The sequence below is a fragment of the Thiocapsa sp. C2-2m genome (assembly GCF_041903745.1).
GTDB lineage: Bacteria > Pseudomonadota > Gammaproteobacteria > Chromatiales > Chromatiaceae > Thiocapsa > Thiocapsa roseilacustris.
On sequence record NZ_JBBWVD010000048.1, the window covers coordinates 17,826 to 30,679 of the forward strand.

The following is a 12,854-nucleotide window of genomic DNA, read 5'->3' on the forward strand; positions in this document are numbered from 1 at the left end:
AAAGTGCGTAAAACTTGGGGGTTTCCGGGATGACGGCTGATGAGATTCGTGCCTTGGAGAAGGCCGTGAGCAAGGCGAAACGGATCGCCACCGAGCGGGCCGGGGAGCTGCATGACCTGGTGGAGGATCGGTTGCCCGCGGGTTACGAGGAGATCCCCGGCATTGCCCAGGCCACTTACGATGCTTGCCGCGCGTGGGCACAGGCCAATGCAGCGCTCAAGGCGGCGCAGGCCGAGAGTGCTTGAACGAACCCATTTTCCGAACATGGAGAAACAGCCATGAGTGTCATCACCGGTATTACCCGCGGCGGGGTCGAATGGACCCCTGCGTTCATTGAGAGCATCAACCAAAATAACTGCATCGGCTGCGGTCGCTGTTATAAGGTCTGTCCGCGCGATGTCTTTGAGCTGGTCGACCGCGAGGATCTCGATCTGGAAGCGCTCGAAGACGAGGGCGACGACGAGTTCGATGAGGCGCCCGGGATGGTGATGAATCTCAAGGACGCGCTCGACTGTATCGGCTGTCAGGCGTGCTCACGGGTCTGTCCCAAGAAGTGTCTCTCGCACGAGCCTCTTGCGGCTGCCGCTTAGACGCATTCCGGAAACCCTGATGCCAAGCTGCGCATCGGAGCGCTTTACGCGAACCTCACCGTAGGTTGTGCCGAGCCATGCGAGGCACAACCCACCGTCGGCGCAAGTTGTGCTTCCTATCGTCAGCACAACCTACAGGTGCTGACGGGTTAATGTCGCTCCCGCAACGCCCGAATCCGCTCAAGGGCGGCGGGATAAGCGTAGGAGTCGGTCATCCGCCCCAGCGTCACGATCTCCTCGCCGAACGACCGGCGCAGGGTCGGTGCGGCATCGGCGAAGGCGCGGTTGATTTCGGCGTCATCGTACGACAGCAGTCGATCCAGCGTGTTCAAGGGCGTATCGATCTCGATCGGCCAGACGTCGGTTGATCGCCAACCCTGAAATCTCAGCCCCCGCCCGCTCCTGTCTGCTCAGTGGATTGGGGGGCGACGCTCGATCGGCCTGCCGGGATCGCGGCCGGTCGAGCGATCTGCCGGATTCGCTGTCCCGATCAAGCCGTAATGGGCACGATGGTGATATCGACCCGACGGTTGAGCTGCCGGCCGGCTTCGGTCTCGTTCGAGGCGATCGGCTGATTCTTGCCGTAGCCGGTGGCGATGATGCGCTGCGGCAACACGCCGTCACCCTCCATATAGTATTGAACGGCACCGGCGCGCCGTTGCGAAAGGAGCTGGTTGTGCTCCGCAGAGCCGGTGCTGTCGGTGTGTCCGGAGATCAAGAGCTCGGTCTTGCCGTACTTTCTGACGATCGCCGAGATCTTGTCCATGGTGCTGTAGAAGCCGGGCTGGATGCGGTCAGAATCGATCTCGAAGGTCGTGGCCCCCGTCATGCGCACCAGCAGTTGATCGTTCGGCAGTTTCTGCACACTGATCATGCCCGCGGCGATCTCGTCGGCGAGCGCCGCCTCGAAGTCCTTGCGTTGGTTCTCCATATAGGCCCCGACGGCGGTCCCGATCAGCGCACCGCCCACCGCGCCGATCAAGGCCCCGCGGCCTGCATTGGCGCTGAGCGAGCCGATGATCGCGCCCGCGGCAGCCCCCCCGGCGGTGCCGAGTGCTGCGCCGGCGCCGGTCTCGGTCAGGCCGGAGCCGTCGGCGGCGCAGCCCACGACGAGAACGGCGGCAAGGGCGGAGGCGGCGAGGCGGTTCAACGGACGTGATGTCATTTGGGTTCTCCCGAGGCGATCCGTAGTTAAACCGCGCCCAGCGCGGTATGCGATGTTTTTTGGATGGGATCGGCCCCGGCAGACTTGACGACCGCTGGGGTCGGCGCGGTTTAAGAGATTAAAAGGGCCGAAGATTCCAACCGGCGATCATAACAGAGACGCGTACGGCTCGTGTCGGGGAGGCGTGGCTGAAATGGCCCCTTTTCATGCTGCTTCGTCAGCGTGTCGGTGCTCATCGGTCATGTGATGCGTCACGCGCCGCGTACGGGTGCGAATCGGCGTCTACGCTTGTCTCGGGCTTGAGCGACACAACATGGTCCCGAACGAAAGACCATTCGCGGGACATGCGATCCATGCTCAGACTTATCGTCAACCTCGTCGCCTTCCAGATCGCCTGGTTCGCCTGCGTGCTGGGCGGTGCACACGGATGGCCCTGGCTTGGGGTCGGCGTGGCCGCACTGGTCGTTGCCTTGCACCTTCGGATGTCCGACGCGCCGCGTCGCGAGGCGATGTTGTTGGTGCTCGTCGGCGCCATCGGGGCTGTGTGGGACGGCTTCCTGGTGCGCTTCGGGTTTCTCGAGTACTCGTCCGGCATGCTTCTGCCCTGGCTTGCCCCGATCTGGATCATCGCCATGTGGGTGGCCTTTGCGACGACCCTGAACGTTGCACTGAGCTGGCTGAAAGGGCGTTGGACCTTGGCGGTCGTACTCGGTGCGATCGGCGGACCCCTCGCCTTCTATGGCGGACAACAGCTCGGTGCCGTCGCCTTCCCCGACACGTTCGTGGCGATGGCTGTACTTGCGGGTGGCTGGTCGTTCCTGATGCCCCTGAGTGCTTGGCTGGCGCAGCGTTTCGACGGCGCCGGCTTCCCGAAGGCGGCTACCTTGACCACAGTCACGGAGAACAATGCAGGTGTTTGATCTCGATCTCTATCTCACCGGCTTGGGCGCCGCGCTCGGCATGGCTCTCGGCGCCTGGCTCGTCAGCTTGAAGTTGAACGACGTCAGCATTGTCGACTCGCTCTGGTCGCTCTTCTTCCTGCTCATGGCCGCGGTCTTCCTGCTGGGTGCACCCGAAGTGGGCGAGCGTGCCTATCTGGTTTTCTTCCTGGTCACGCTTTGGGCGGTGCGCCTCAGCGTCTTCATCACCAAACGCAACTGGGGCCACGGCGAGGATCGGCGCTACCAGGCGATTCGGGCGGAGAACGAGCCGGGGTTTCGCTGGAAGAGCCTCTATATTGTCTTCGGGCTGCAGGCGATCCTCGCCTGGATCATCGCGCTTCCGCTGCTTGCGGCGACACTCGGTACCAACCCGCTCGGGTGGCTCGACTACGCGGCGTTGTCGTTTTGGCTGGTCGGACTCTTCTTCGAAGCCGTCGGTGATCAACAACTGGCCGATTTCAAGGCCCGGCCCGAGAACAAGGGTAAGGTGATGGATCAGGGACTTTGGCGCTATACCCGCCATCCCAACTATTTCGGCGAGGCCTGCATCTGGTGGGGCTACTTCCTGTTTGCGCTCGCGGCCGGCGGCTGGTGGACGATCGTCTCGCCGGTGCTCATGACCTTCCTGCTGCTGCGCGTGTCCGGCGTGGCCTTGTTGGAAAAGGATATCGGCGAGCGTCGGCCGGCTTACCGCGACTATATCGCGCGGACCAACGCCTTTTTTCCGGGGCCGCCGCGGCGGGCCCGGAGTGATTCGAGTCTTTGAGAGATTAGGTACCTGGAGAGATGCAGATGGAAACGGGACAACGCTGGTGCCGGTCGCTACGCGCGACCGGGCAGGAAAGTCGGGTTCGGGGCAGGCGCCGTTGGTGGTCGACTGGCGCTATGGCTCTTCTGATGGTCGGGGCCGCACCCTTGGCATCCGCCAACACCGAGTCGGCGAATCTGAGGTTCAAGGTCTTCCTCGACCAGGATCCAATCGGCGAGCACAGCTTCGATATCCGTGCGCTCGGCGAGGAGGCGCAGGTGTCGAGCCGGGCCAGCTTCGACATCAACTTCTGGATCTTCACCGCCTACAGCTACCGCCACGAGAGTCGCGAGACCTGGCGCGACGGCTGTCTGCAGACGATCGACGCCAGCACGGACGACAACGGCAAGGACTACCGTGTGCGCGGCGAAGACAGCGGGGAGTCGCTCGCCCTGTCGGTCAACGGTGTGTCGCGGCGTCTGCCCGGCTGCGTCATGACCTTCGCCTATTGGGACCGTGATTTTCTGAAACAGGAGAGCCTCCTGAACCCTCAGACCGGCGAGCTGGTGCCGGTCCGGGTGCAGCCGCAAGGAACCGACGCGATCCGCTTCGGCGGCGAAGAGGTTGCCGCGGCGCGCTATAAGCTCAGCACCGACGAGCTCGAGCTCATCCTCTGGTATTCGGACGAGCACGGATGGATCGGTCTCGAAAGCGATACCGGCAAGGGCAAGACGCTGCGTTACCAACGGATGGCGCCGACATGAAGAGACTCTCGGCGCTTGTGCTCACCATACTCATGCTCGCCCTTGCGAGCGGCTGTACCGAAGAAGGAGGCGCGCCCATGGATACCGTCAAACAGGTCGATCTCGAACGCTTCATGGGCAAGTGGTATGTGATCGCCAACATCCCGACCTTCGTGGAGAAGGGCGCCTACAATGCCGTGGAGTCCTACGCGCTCAATCCGGACGGCACCATCGCGACCACCTTCACCTTCAACAAGGACGGGTTTGACGGTCCGCTGAAGACGCACAATCCGAAGGGTTTCGTGCGCGATACCGACACCAATGCACTCTGGTGGATGCAGTTCATCTGGCCCTTCAAGGCCGACTTCCGCATTGTCTGGCTGGAGCCCGATTACGGCATCACCGTCATTGGCCGGTCCAAGCGCGACTATGTCTGGATCATGGCCCGCGAGCCCGAGATTCCGCAGGCCAAGTACGACGAGATCGTCGCCTTCCTCGGCGGGCTCGGCTACGACACGAGCAAGATTGAGAAGGTGCCGCAGCGTCCGGCGGATTGAGGCGTCTGGCGAGTGAGACGCGGACAGGGATGCTTGGGCAAATTCCGGGAACCATGGCGCCAAGCTGACCAGTGAAGCACTTTACGCCACGCGGCCCGTCGGTGCCTCGCTTATGAATCCGGCCACGTTGCTGAATCGTACCTGTAGCGACGGCGCACGGCTTCCGGGTTTTGGGCCGATGCCCTTGGCGCGGGCTGGATGGGTTTCGCTTTGCTCTACCCATCCTACGGGTTTCGGTTTTATTGAATCGTTCCTTAGCGGGGGAGCGGTTCAGAATAAGGTTTTCTATTCTATTAAACCGCGCCGGCTCCGACGGTCGTCAAGTCCGCCGGGGCCGATCACATCCAAAAAGATCGTATGACCCGCTGGGCGCGGTTTAACTGTCATCGGCCAGAAGCGCATCGAGCTGCTCCTCGGTCAGCCCCTGAGCTTTGGCGTGATCCGCGGTTTGATCCAGGGTCCGGCGCAGCCGATCGGCGTAGAAGACCCGCATGGCCTCAAAGTCGCTCGGCGACACCATGATGCCCACGACCCGATTCCGGCGTGTGACGCGAACCGGCTCGCGTTGCGCGCGGTCGATGAATTCTCCGAAATGGGTCTTGGCTTCGTTGGCTGTGAAGGTTCGCATACTCGGGCTCGGTCGCTGTTGAATGATGGCTAAACTAGCCGAATCGTTCGATTCGTTCAATGGGCGTCGATCCTCATCCGCGTCGTTTTTCGTGTTAATGGCCATGTGTTCGGCGCTTCTCGGCGCGAGAGCAGCCTCCTCATGTGAGTTTTTTCGTTGCCCTGCCGGTCTTCCCTTCCTTATCCTCCCCCGATTCGGGTCGACCGGCCCGCCTCCAGGCAGATCGCATCATGTCCGTCAACGCTTGGCTCAAGTCTCACCGCCCGCTTGCCGGTGCTGCGCTGACGCACACCATCGGTCTAGGCGTCGGGCAAGGGCTGCTCGCCATCGCACAAGCCTGGTTGCTTGCCTTGATCCTGAACGCCGTGATCTTCGAGGGGGCGGGTCTGACCGAGATCGGTCACTTGATGGCCGTCTTGCTGGGCCTCTTCCTGATGCGCGGCTTCACCGTTTGGCAGGGCGAGCGCTCGGCCTTCCAGGCCGCTGCCCTGGTTCGCAGCGGGTTGCGCGATCAGGTGTTCCGCCACCTGCAACGACTCGGCCCGCGCTATCTGGCCAACGAGCGCAGCGGTGCCTTGGTCGAAATGCTCACCAAGGGGATCGATGACCTGGAGGGGTATTACGCGCGCTTTCTTCCAGCCATGACCCTGACGATGATCCTGCCCGTGGTGATCCTGGTCGTGGTCTTTCCTGCGGACTGGGTCGCGGGTGCGGTCATGCTGGTGACCGCCCCCCTGATCCCGCTCTTCATGATCCTCATCGGATCGAGCGCTCAGTCCAAGAATCAGCACCAATGGAAGGAGCTCGCGCGCATGAGCTCGCACTTCCTCGACGTCATCCAGGGCCTGACGACCCTGAAGCTCTTCGGGGCGAGCCGTCGCGAGGCTGACGAGGTCACGCGCATCTCCAACGCCTATCGCAGCAGCACCATGCAGGTCTTGCGGGTCGCCTTTCTCTCCTCCGCCGTTCTGGAGTTCTTCGCCGCCATCGGCATCGCCATCATCGCGGTGTTCGTCGGCTTTCGGCTCTACGGGTTGGTGATGCCGCTGCCGGAATGGCTGAACGCGCTCCCCGAGATCACCTATCTGCAGGGCCTCTTTATCCTCATGTTGGCGCCCGAGTTCTATGCCCCCTTGCGCAACATGGGAGTCCAGTACCACGCGCGGATGGCCGCCTCCGCCGCCGCCGAGCAGATGATCCGGGTGCTGGATGCCGAGCCGGAGGCGCGATCCGCATCCGACTCGAACGCGCCCGATCGGGCCGCATCCGGTCATGCCCCACTGCAGGCCCCACGCCCCTTTGGTCTGCGTTTTCAGAATGTGCATTTCAGCTACGAAGAGGGCCGCGATGCATTGTGCGGCATGGACTTCGAGGTCCCCGCAGGCGCCCGTGTCGCGCTGGTCGGGACCAGCGGGGCCGGCAAGACCACCGTGATCAACCTACTGCTGGGTTTCCTCTCGCCGACCTCGGGTCGGATCTTGATCGGCGATCAGGCACTTGCCGACCTCGATCTCGAGGAGTGGCGCAGCCACCTTGCCTGGGTCCCGCAGCAGCCGCGTCTCTTTCAGGGAACGATCGGCGACAACATCCGGCTCGGCTGCCCGGATGCGGATCTCGAGTCGGTCCGCGCGGCGGCCCGTCGTGCCCGTGCCGCCGACTTCATCGAGGCATTGCCCGCCGGCTACGACAACCTGGTCGGCGAGCGCGGGGCGGGTCTCTCGGGCGGTCAGATCCAGCGCATCGCCCTTGCCCGCGCCTTCCTGCGCGACGCCCCGCTGGTTATCCTGGACGAGGCGACGGCCAACCTCGATCCCGAGAGCGAGCGTCTGGTGCAGGAGGGCATCGAGGAGCTGGCCAAGGGTCGCACCCTCTTGGTCGTCGCCCACCGGCTTGCGACCGTGCGCCGGGCAGACCGTATCCTGGTGCTCGCGTCGGGTCGAGTCGCCGAGTCCGGGACGCATGAGACCCTCTCCGCGGCGAACGGGATCTACGCCCGGATGATCGCGGCCTACGGCCAAACCGCTCCCGCGCAGGCCGACCCTTGGAATCCGGATCGGGAGGACGACCGATGAAGGAGCTGTTGCGTCTCTGGAGCCTGTTCCGGCCCTATCGCGGCTGGATGATTGCCGGCACCCTGATCGCCCTCCTGACCCTGATCGCCAATGTCGCGCTCATGGCCTTGGCGGGTTGGTTCATCACCGCCATGGCGGTGGCCGGTGTCGCCGGGGTCGCCATCAACTACTTCGCGCCCGCCGCCTTGATCCGCCTGAGCGCCGTCATGCGCACTGCCGGCCGCTACGCCGAGCGCTTGGTCAACCACGAGGCTACCTTCCGTTTGATCGCCGAGCTGCGGGTCTGGTTTTACCGCCATCTCGAGCCGCTGGCTCCCGCGCGTCTGCAGCAGTATCACAGCGGCGATCTGCTGAGCCGCATCCGTGCCGACATCGACGCCCTGGACAACCTCTATGTCCGCGTGCTGGTGCCCGTGGCGGTCGCCGCTATCAGCGCGGTGCTCTTCTTCATCTTTCTGCTCCTGCACGACCCGTTGCTGGCGCTCTCCGGGCTTGCCTTCCTGCTGATCGCCGGCGTCGCCTTGCCCGTCTGGGCGCAAGGGCGCGGTCAGGCCCCCGGGCGGCGGCTCGCCGAGGACGAGGCCGAGCTGCGTGCGGCCGTCATCGACGGTGTTCAGGGTATGGCCGAGCTGACGATCTACGGGGCCAACGCGCGCCAGGCCGAGCGCGTCGACGGCCTGGGGCGGCGCCTGATCGCCGATCAGGCCCGCTTGAGCAGCGATCACGGCGTCACCCAGGCGGCGGTCGGTCTGAGCGCGAGCCTGAGCCTCTGGGTGCTGCTCTGGCTCGGCATCCCCATGGTGCACGACGGCACCCTGATGCCTCCGCAATTGGCCATGCTCGCACTCTTCACGCTGGCGAGCTTCGAGGCCGTCGCGCCATTGCCTCATGCCTTCCAGCTTCTCGGGCGGACGTTGGCCGCGGCGCGGCGGATCTTCGCCATCGTCGATACCGATCCGCCCGTCGTCGAGCCGGCCGCACCCTCGCCCCGACCGGAGCGCTTCGACATCCGCTTCAGCGGTGTCGGATTCAGCTATCCGGGTGCCGCGACACTGGCTGTCGCCGATATCGATCTCGAGGTCCCGGAGGGCACCCGTGCCGCGGTCGTCGGCGCCACTGGCTCGGGCAAGAGCACGCTCTTCAACCTGCTGCTGCGTTTTTGGGAACCGGATGCCGGAGACATCAGCATCGGCGGTCACTCCATCACCACCTTCCGTGGAGACGACCTGCGCAGTCATATCGCGGTGGTCAGCCAGCAGACCTATCTCTTCGACACCACCATCCGCGAGAACCTGCAGATCGCTGCGCCCGAGGCTACGCAGGAGGCGATCGAGGCCGCCTGCCGAGTCGCCCAGATCCACGATTTCATCAGCGAGCTGCCCGACGGCTACGGCACTTGGGTGGGGGAGACCGGGGTGCGTCTCTCCGGCGGACAGGCCCGGCGCATTGCGGTTGCCCGCGCCCTGCTCAAGGATGCCCCCATCCTGCTGCTGGACGAGCCCACCGAGGGCCTCGATGCCGAGACCGAGCGCAGTCTCATGCAGGCGCTCGACCGTCTCATGGTCGGGCGCACCGTGCTGCTCATCACCCACCGTCCCGCCGGACTGGACTGGGTCGATCGCGTCCTGGTTCTCGACAACGGGCGCGAGATCGCACGCGGCGATTCCAAGGTCATCCCGGAAGCCACGCAAGGGGCCTTGCTGCGAGACGTCGCGGGCGCGGCGGCGTAAGCTGGCGGTGAGCTAAACCGCGTCTGCAGCAACATGCGTCGTTCTTGGATTGGATCGGCTACGGCTGAGACCACAAGTGTTGGAGCTGGCGCGGTTTAGGATGCTGAAAAATATGCAATTTTAAACCGTGTCACTGCCCGGGCGCGGGGTATGCTCACGGTTTGACTCACTCGTAACCGACGATCTTGCTCTGGACACGGTTCAGCAAACCCCTGCACAGGACCATCCTCATGATCCAGCCCGCGGCGCTTCTTCACATCGGTCTCGACGACTATCTGCAAGGCGAGCTGGCCAGCGACATCCGCCACGAGTATGTCGCCGGTCAGGTCTTCGCCATGGCGGGAGCCGGCGAGGTGCATAATCGGATCAGCCTGAACATTGCGTTTCACCTGCGCGCAGCCACCCGCGGCACGCCCTGCGGTGTCTTCATCAGCGACATGACGGTGCGGGTGGCGGCACACGAGGCGTTCTACTACCCGGACGTGCTCTTGACCTGCGATCCGCACGACCGGGAGTCGCTCTACAAGACCTCTCCCTGTCTGATCGCCGAGGTGCTCTCGCCCTCGACCGAGATCATTGACCGGCGTGAAAAGCTCATCGCCTACCGGACCCTGCCGTCACTGCGCGACTATCTGCTGGTGGCGCAGGACAGCCGCCGCGTGGAACGGTTTCGGCGCACTGAGGCGGGAGATTGGCGCCACGAGATCATCGAGGAGGGTGATCTGACCTTCACCTGCGGGGGCCTCAAGGCGCGACCGTCCGTGGCCGATCTTTACGAAGACGTCGTGCTCGAGGGTTGAAGATGCCGCTCGGCAGGGACCGCGGGCTCTGACCTTCGCCGGGGGCGGCTTTCGCGTTTATCGTTGAGCCCGGTCCCTTTCCACCCTCTTCAGCATCCCCTTGCCGAATCTGAAGCCCGCAGTGTCGTCCTAACGGAAGCTGCAGTAACCTGGCTATAAACCTAGCCACGAGTATAAGCCCATGGCCGAGACATCGATTGCCGAGGCAAGGAACCGGCTCACCCACCTCATCTACCAAGCCGAGCGCGGCGAGACGGTGCACATTACGCGCCGCGGTCGCCCTGTGGCCGTGCTGCTCTCGGAAGCCGAGTACGGTCGCCTGAGCCAAAGTGTTGTCCGGCCAACCTTCTGGGACGCAATTCGGGAGATGCGCGCGGATCCCGAGTTCGAACCCATCGATCTGCAGTCCGAAGAGATTGAGTCTTGGCGCGATCGCGCAGCACAGGACCGCGGCTTCGAGTGGTCCGAATGAAATACTTGTTGGATACCAACGTGGTCTCCGAGCCGATCCGAGCACGTCCGTCCGTGCCTGTCCTCCCCGGCATCGAGGCGCACGCCGACAGCCAGATCGCGGCCATCGCCGCCGTCAATGGGTTGGTACTCGTGACACGCAACACCGAGGACTTCGCGGACTTCTCCAGCCTCATCGTCGAGAACTGGTTCGATCCGAAAATCGGCACGGGGGCCTGAGCGATGGCCCGTTGCGCCCATTAGAGACTCGACATCTCACCCGAGCCGCCGCGATTGGCCCCGTCTTGGAGCCGAATAAAGGCCGGGCTCAACTAAGGCGAATACCGGAAACCCTCATACCAACGGCGTAGGTTGTGCCGAGCCGCGCGAGGCACAACCAACCGTCGGCGCAAGTTGTGCTTCCTATCGTCAGCACAACCTACGGGTATAGAAGTTTGCGGAAATCACCTAAATCCGGCAGAAGGGAGAGAATCTAATTGAGCCTGGCCCCTTATCTTCATTCCGGAAGCCACGCAAGGCGCCTTGCTGCGAGACGCGGCGGCGCGGCGGCGTAAGCCGACGGCCTCAGCCGAGATTATCGACCGTCGCGAAAAGCTCATCCTGCAATACCGCGCAGCCTGACGCCAATCGGCCGTGAGCTGAAACAGAGCCAGGCGTGCGCGTAAAATCAAGCGGCCGATGTGCCTGTACTCCGATCGAGACAGTGGCTCCGCCATTGAACGGAGAACCGCTTTTGCCCGTAAGATTGTCACGACTCATTGGACGGTCTATCCTTAAACCGCATCCAGAGCGAGATGCTTACTTTCGAGTGAGTTCGCCGTGATCCCGACCAACAGCGTGTGTGCCATGCGTCGTCAGGGCTTCCAGCCCTGATCGTATCAGGTCAAGATGGCCTACTCCACACGCTCCCCGCCGAAGTCGCTGGAGTTACGAATAATCCGGAAGGCCATTTTAATGCCAAGCCATGCCGAGGTGCGGATATGAAGCGTCGTGATTTTCTGAAACAAGTTGCGGTCGGTGGTGCAATGTCCGTCGGGGCAGTCCACGCCGAAGCGGCCCCTTTTTGGCTGTCCCCCACGTCACTCCTCCCGGCTACCGATCGAGCTAAGATCGTCTTCATCAGCGATATTCACCTAAATGCCGACCCCAGCGTTTCGTGGATACTGAATCATTTGCCCGATCTGGCTGATTTTCTAAAAGCACTCGATGCGCGGACCGATGTCTCCGAGCTCATCATCATCGGCGATCCGCGATGATGACTGGGTGCGACCCTACGAGGAGGCTCCCGAAACTTTCGAACAGATTATCACAGCGCCGCACAATGCGGATGTCATCGCCGCGCTTCAGGCGATCTGTGAAAATCCATCGATACAAGTCACCTATCTTACCGGTAATCATGACCTCTTGTCGTTCGAGGCGGACAACAAGGCATTGATCTCCAACACCTTCCCCGATATGACCATCATTTCCGAAAGCCCGGGCCTCGGAGCTTACTCTCGTGATTCCGTCATTTGGGCCGAACACGGTCATCGCTATACGCTCTTTAATGCCCCGGACATTTGGAGTCGCCCCGGAGGTTATCTGCCACTGGGCTACTTCGTCACCCGTCTTGCAGCGACGCAATCGGTTGCCGAGGGCAAAATGTACACGACCCCCGACGTGCTGGCAGAGTGGATCACAGAGACCACGGATTCGTTGAATCAACAGCCGCGCATCGATAAAGACTACCCGGTCGACCCGCACGACCAAGGTACGCTCGATGATGCGCTGATTTTCACGATCTTCAACGGAATCGCTCTCGCATCCGGTGCGCGTCCATGGGATAAGATCGTCATGAATGGTAAGGATCAATTCTCGCGTGATCCACGAGTCGAGCAAATCGCCATCATTTACAAAACAATACTCTCTAAATGGCCGGTTAGGCAAAACATCGTCAACAATGACCTGGCCCTTTGGAACGAGGTCGGGTATATGGCGCGCACTGCAGATATGCTGCTCGAGATGCCGAAGAGGTTGCGGAACTTATATCCTTTCGCACCCCGGATCGTGCTGTTCGGGCATACGCACAAACCGGTGTTCGAGCTCCATCATGGTCGGCAGGACAGCATTTATATCAACACTGGAACCTGGATCGATTCCAAGCCCATGACCTGGGCGGAGATCGATATTCAAGCCCAGGGTGATCACCGGTCCTACTCTGCCGCACTTTGGTATTACGGGGAATCCACCCCGAGACAAAGTGCGACGCTCCAGGTGGAGATCCGGGGTGAGGGATGAACAAGCCGAATCCCGCGCTCCCGCCGGAAGATCCAGCCAGCGCGGTCCACCTTAAAAGATTGCCGACTCATCTAAACCGCGCCCGGTGCGTTATGCGTCATGTGTTGGATGGCTTGGCCGCGCCGGCTCCCA

General features: G+C 62.6%; 16 protein-coding genes. 13 read left to right on the top strand and 3 right to left on the bottom strand.

All coding sequences use genetic code 11. The annotated features are described in order from the left end of the window. The first annotated feature begins 29 nt into the window (after positions 1 to 29). Together AADX97_RS25550 and fdxB are read left to right on the top strand one after the other, a co-directional pair. Positions 30 to 245, top strand: coding sequence for a CCE_0567 family metalloprotein (locus AADX97_RS25550; RefSeq protein ID WP_374232464.1), 216 nt, complete (start codon positions 30 to 32; stop codon positions 243 to 245). 33 nt (positions 246 to 278) lie between these two features. Then, positions 279 to 590 (top strand): ferredoxin III, nif-specific, encoded by a 312-nt coding sequence (gene fdxB, locus AADX97_RS25555; RefSeq protein WP_374232465.1) that lies wholly within the window; start codon positions 279 to 281, stop codon positions 588 to 590. 149 nt (positions 591 to 739) lie between these two features. Here the strand turns inward: fdxB and AADX97_RS25560 are convergent, their stop codons facing one another. Further along, positions 740 to 922: a hypothetical protein gene (locus AADX97_RS25560; protein ID WP_374232466.1), complete on the bottom strand. Its 183-nt coding sequence runs from the start codon at positions 920 to 922 to the stop codon at positions 740 to 742. 158 nt (positions 923 to 1,080) lie between these two features. Further along, positions 1,081 to 1,755 carry an OmpA family protein gene (locus AADX97_RS25565; RefSeq protein WP_374232468.1) on the bottom strand — a complete coding sequence of 225 codons (675 nt, stop codon included), beginning with the start codon at positions 1,753 to 1,755 and terminating at the stop codon, positions 1,081 to 1,083. 353 nt (positions 1,756 to 2,108) lie between these two features. Here AADX97_RS25565 and AADX97_RS25570 point away from each other — a divergent pair, with 353 nt between their 5' ends. From AADX97_RS25570 to AADX97_RS25585, 4 genes are all read left to right on the top strand, one after another. Beyond that, on the top strand, positions 2,109 to 2,675 hold the full coding sequence (locus AADX97_RS25570) for a DUF2878 domain-containing protein (protein WP_374232469.1): 567 nt from the start codon (positions 2,109 to 2,111) through the stop codon (positions 2,673 to 2,675). Beyond that, positions 2,662 to 3,462 carry a DUF1295 domain-containing protein gene (locus tag AADX97_RS25575; protein ID WP_374232470.1) on the top strand — a complete coding sequence of 267 codons (801 nt, stop codon included), beginning with the start codon at positions 2,662 to 2,664 and terminating at the stop codon, positions 3,460 to 3,462. Before AADX97_RS25570 ends, AADX97_RS25575 begins: the two co-directional genes overlap by 14 nt. Before the next feature lie 119 nt (positions 3,463 to 3,581). Continuing rightward, positions 3,582 to 4,208, top strand: coding sequence for a DUF6134 family protein (locus AADX97_RS25580; protein WP_374232471.1), 627 nt, complete (start codon positions 3,582 to 3,584; stop codon positions 4,206 to 4,208). Then, positions 4,205 to 4,744: a lipocalin family protein gene (locus tag AADX97_RS25585; RefSeq protein ID WP_374232473.1), complete on the top strand. Its 540-nt coding sequence runs from the start codon at positions 4,205 to 4,207 to the stop codon at positions 4,742 to 4,744. The genes AADX97_RS25580 and AADX97_RS25585 overlap by 4 nt, the downstream gene beginning before the upstream one ends. A 376-nt stretch (positions 4,745 to 5,120) precedes the next feature. Here the strand turns inward: AADX97_RS25585 and AADX97_RS25590 are convergent, their stop codons facing one another. After that, a complete protein-coding gene (locus tag AADX97_RS25590) occupies positions 5,121 to 5,372 on the bottom strand; it encodes a type II toxin-antitoxin system prevent-host-death family antitoxin (RefSeq protein ID WP_374232475.1) in 252 nt (83 codons plus the stop codon). A 230-nt stretch (positions 5,373 to 5,602) separates the two neighbouring features. On the opposite strand from AADX97_RS25590, the gene cydD reads away from it, so the two are divergent. The 7 genes from cydD (at position 5,603) to AADX97_RS25625 (ending at position 12,722) form a co-directional block, all read left to right on the top strand. Beyond that, the gene (gene cydD / locus AADX97_RS25595) at positions 5,603 to 7,444 is read left to right on the top strand and encodes a thiol reductant ABC exporter subunit CydD (RefSeq protein WP_374232477.1); all 1,842 of its coding nucleotides are present in this window, start codon (positions 5,603 to 5,605) and stop codon (positions 7,442 to 7,444) included. Beyond that, positions 7,441 to 9,174, top strand: coding sequence for a thiol reductant ABC exporter subunit CydC (cydC, locus tag AADX97_RS25600; protein ID WP_374232479.1), 1,734 nt, complete (start codon positions 7,441 to 7,443; stop codon positions 9,172 to 9,174). Before cydD ends, cydC begins: the two co-directional genes overlap by 4 nt. A gap of 230 nt (positions 9,175 to 9,404) precedes the next feature. Beyond that, on the top strand, positions 9,405 to 9,974 hold the full coding sequence (locus AADX97_RS25605; RefSeq protein WP_374232481.1) for a Uma2 family endonuclease: 570 nt from the start codon (positions 9,405 to 9,407) through the stop codon (positions 9,972 to 9,974). Positions 9,975 to 10,155: 181 nt separating this feature from the next. Then, positions 10,156 to 10,446 carry a type II toxin-antitoxin system Phd/YefM family antitoxin gene (locus AADX97_RS25610; RefSeq protein WP_374232482.1) on the top strand — a complete coding sequence of 97 codons (291 nt, stop codon included), beginning with the start codon at positions 10,156 to 10,158 and terminating at the stop codon, positions 10,444 to 10,446. Continuing rightward, entirely contained in the window at positions 10,443 to 10,664 is a 222-nt protein-coding gene (locus AADX97_RS25615; protein ID WP_374232484.1) for a hypothetical protein, read from the top strand. The genes AADX97_RS25610 and AADX97_RS25615 overlap by 4 nt, the downstream gene beginning before the upstream one ends. 761 nt (positions 10,665 to 11,425) lie before the next feature. Next, positions 11,426 to 11,701 carry a twin-arginine translocation signal domain-containing protein gene (locus AADX97_RS25620; protein WP_374232485.1) on the top strand — a complete coding sequence of 92 codons (276 nt, stop codon included), beginning with the start codon at positions 11,426 to 11,428 and terminating at the stop codon, positions 11,699 to 11,701. Between the two features lie 7 nt (positions 11,702 to 11,708). Beyond that, complete coding sequence (locus tag AADX97_RS25625; RefSeq protein ID WP_374232486.1) at positions 11,709 to 12,722, top strand: hypothetical protein; 1,014 nt, start codon at positions 11,709 to 11,711, stop codon at positions 12,720 to 12,722. Positions 12,723 to 12,854: the final 132 nt, after the last annotated feature.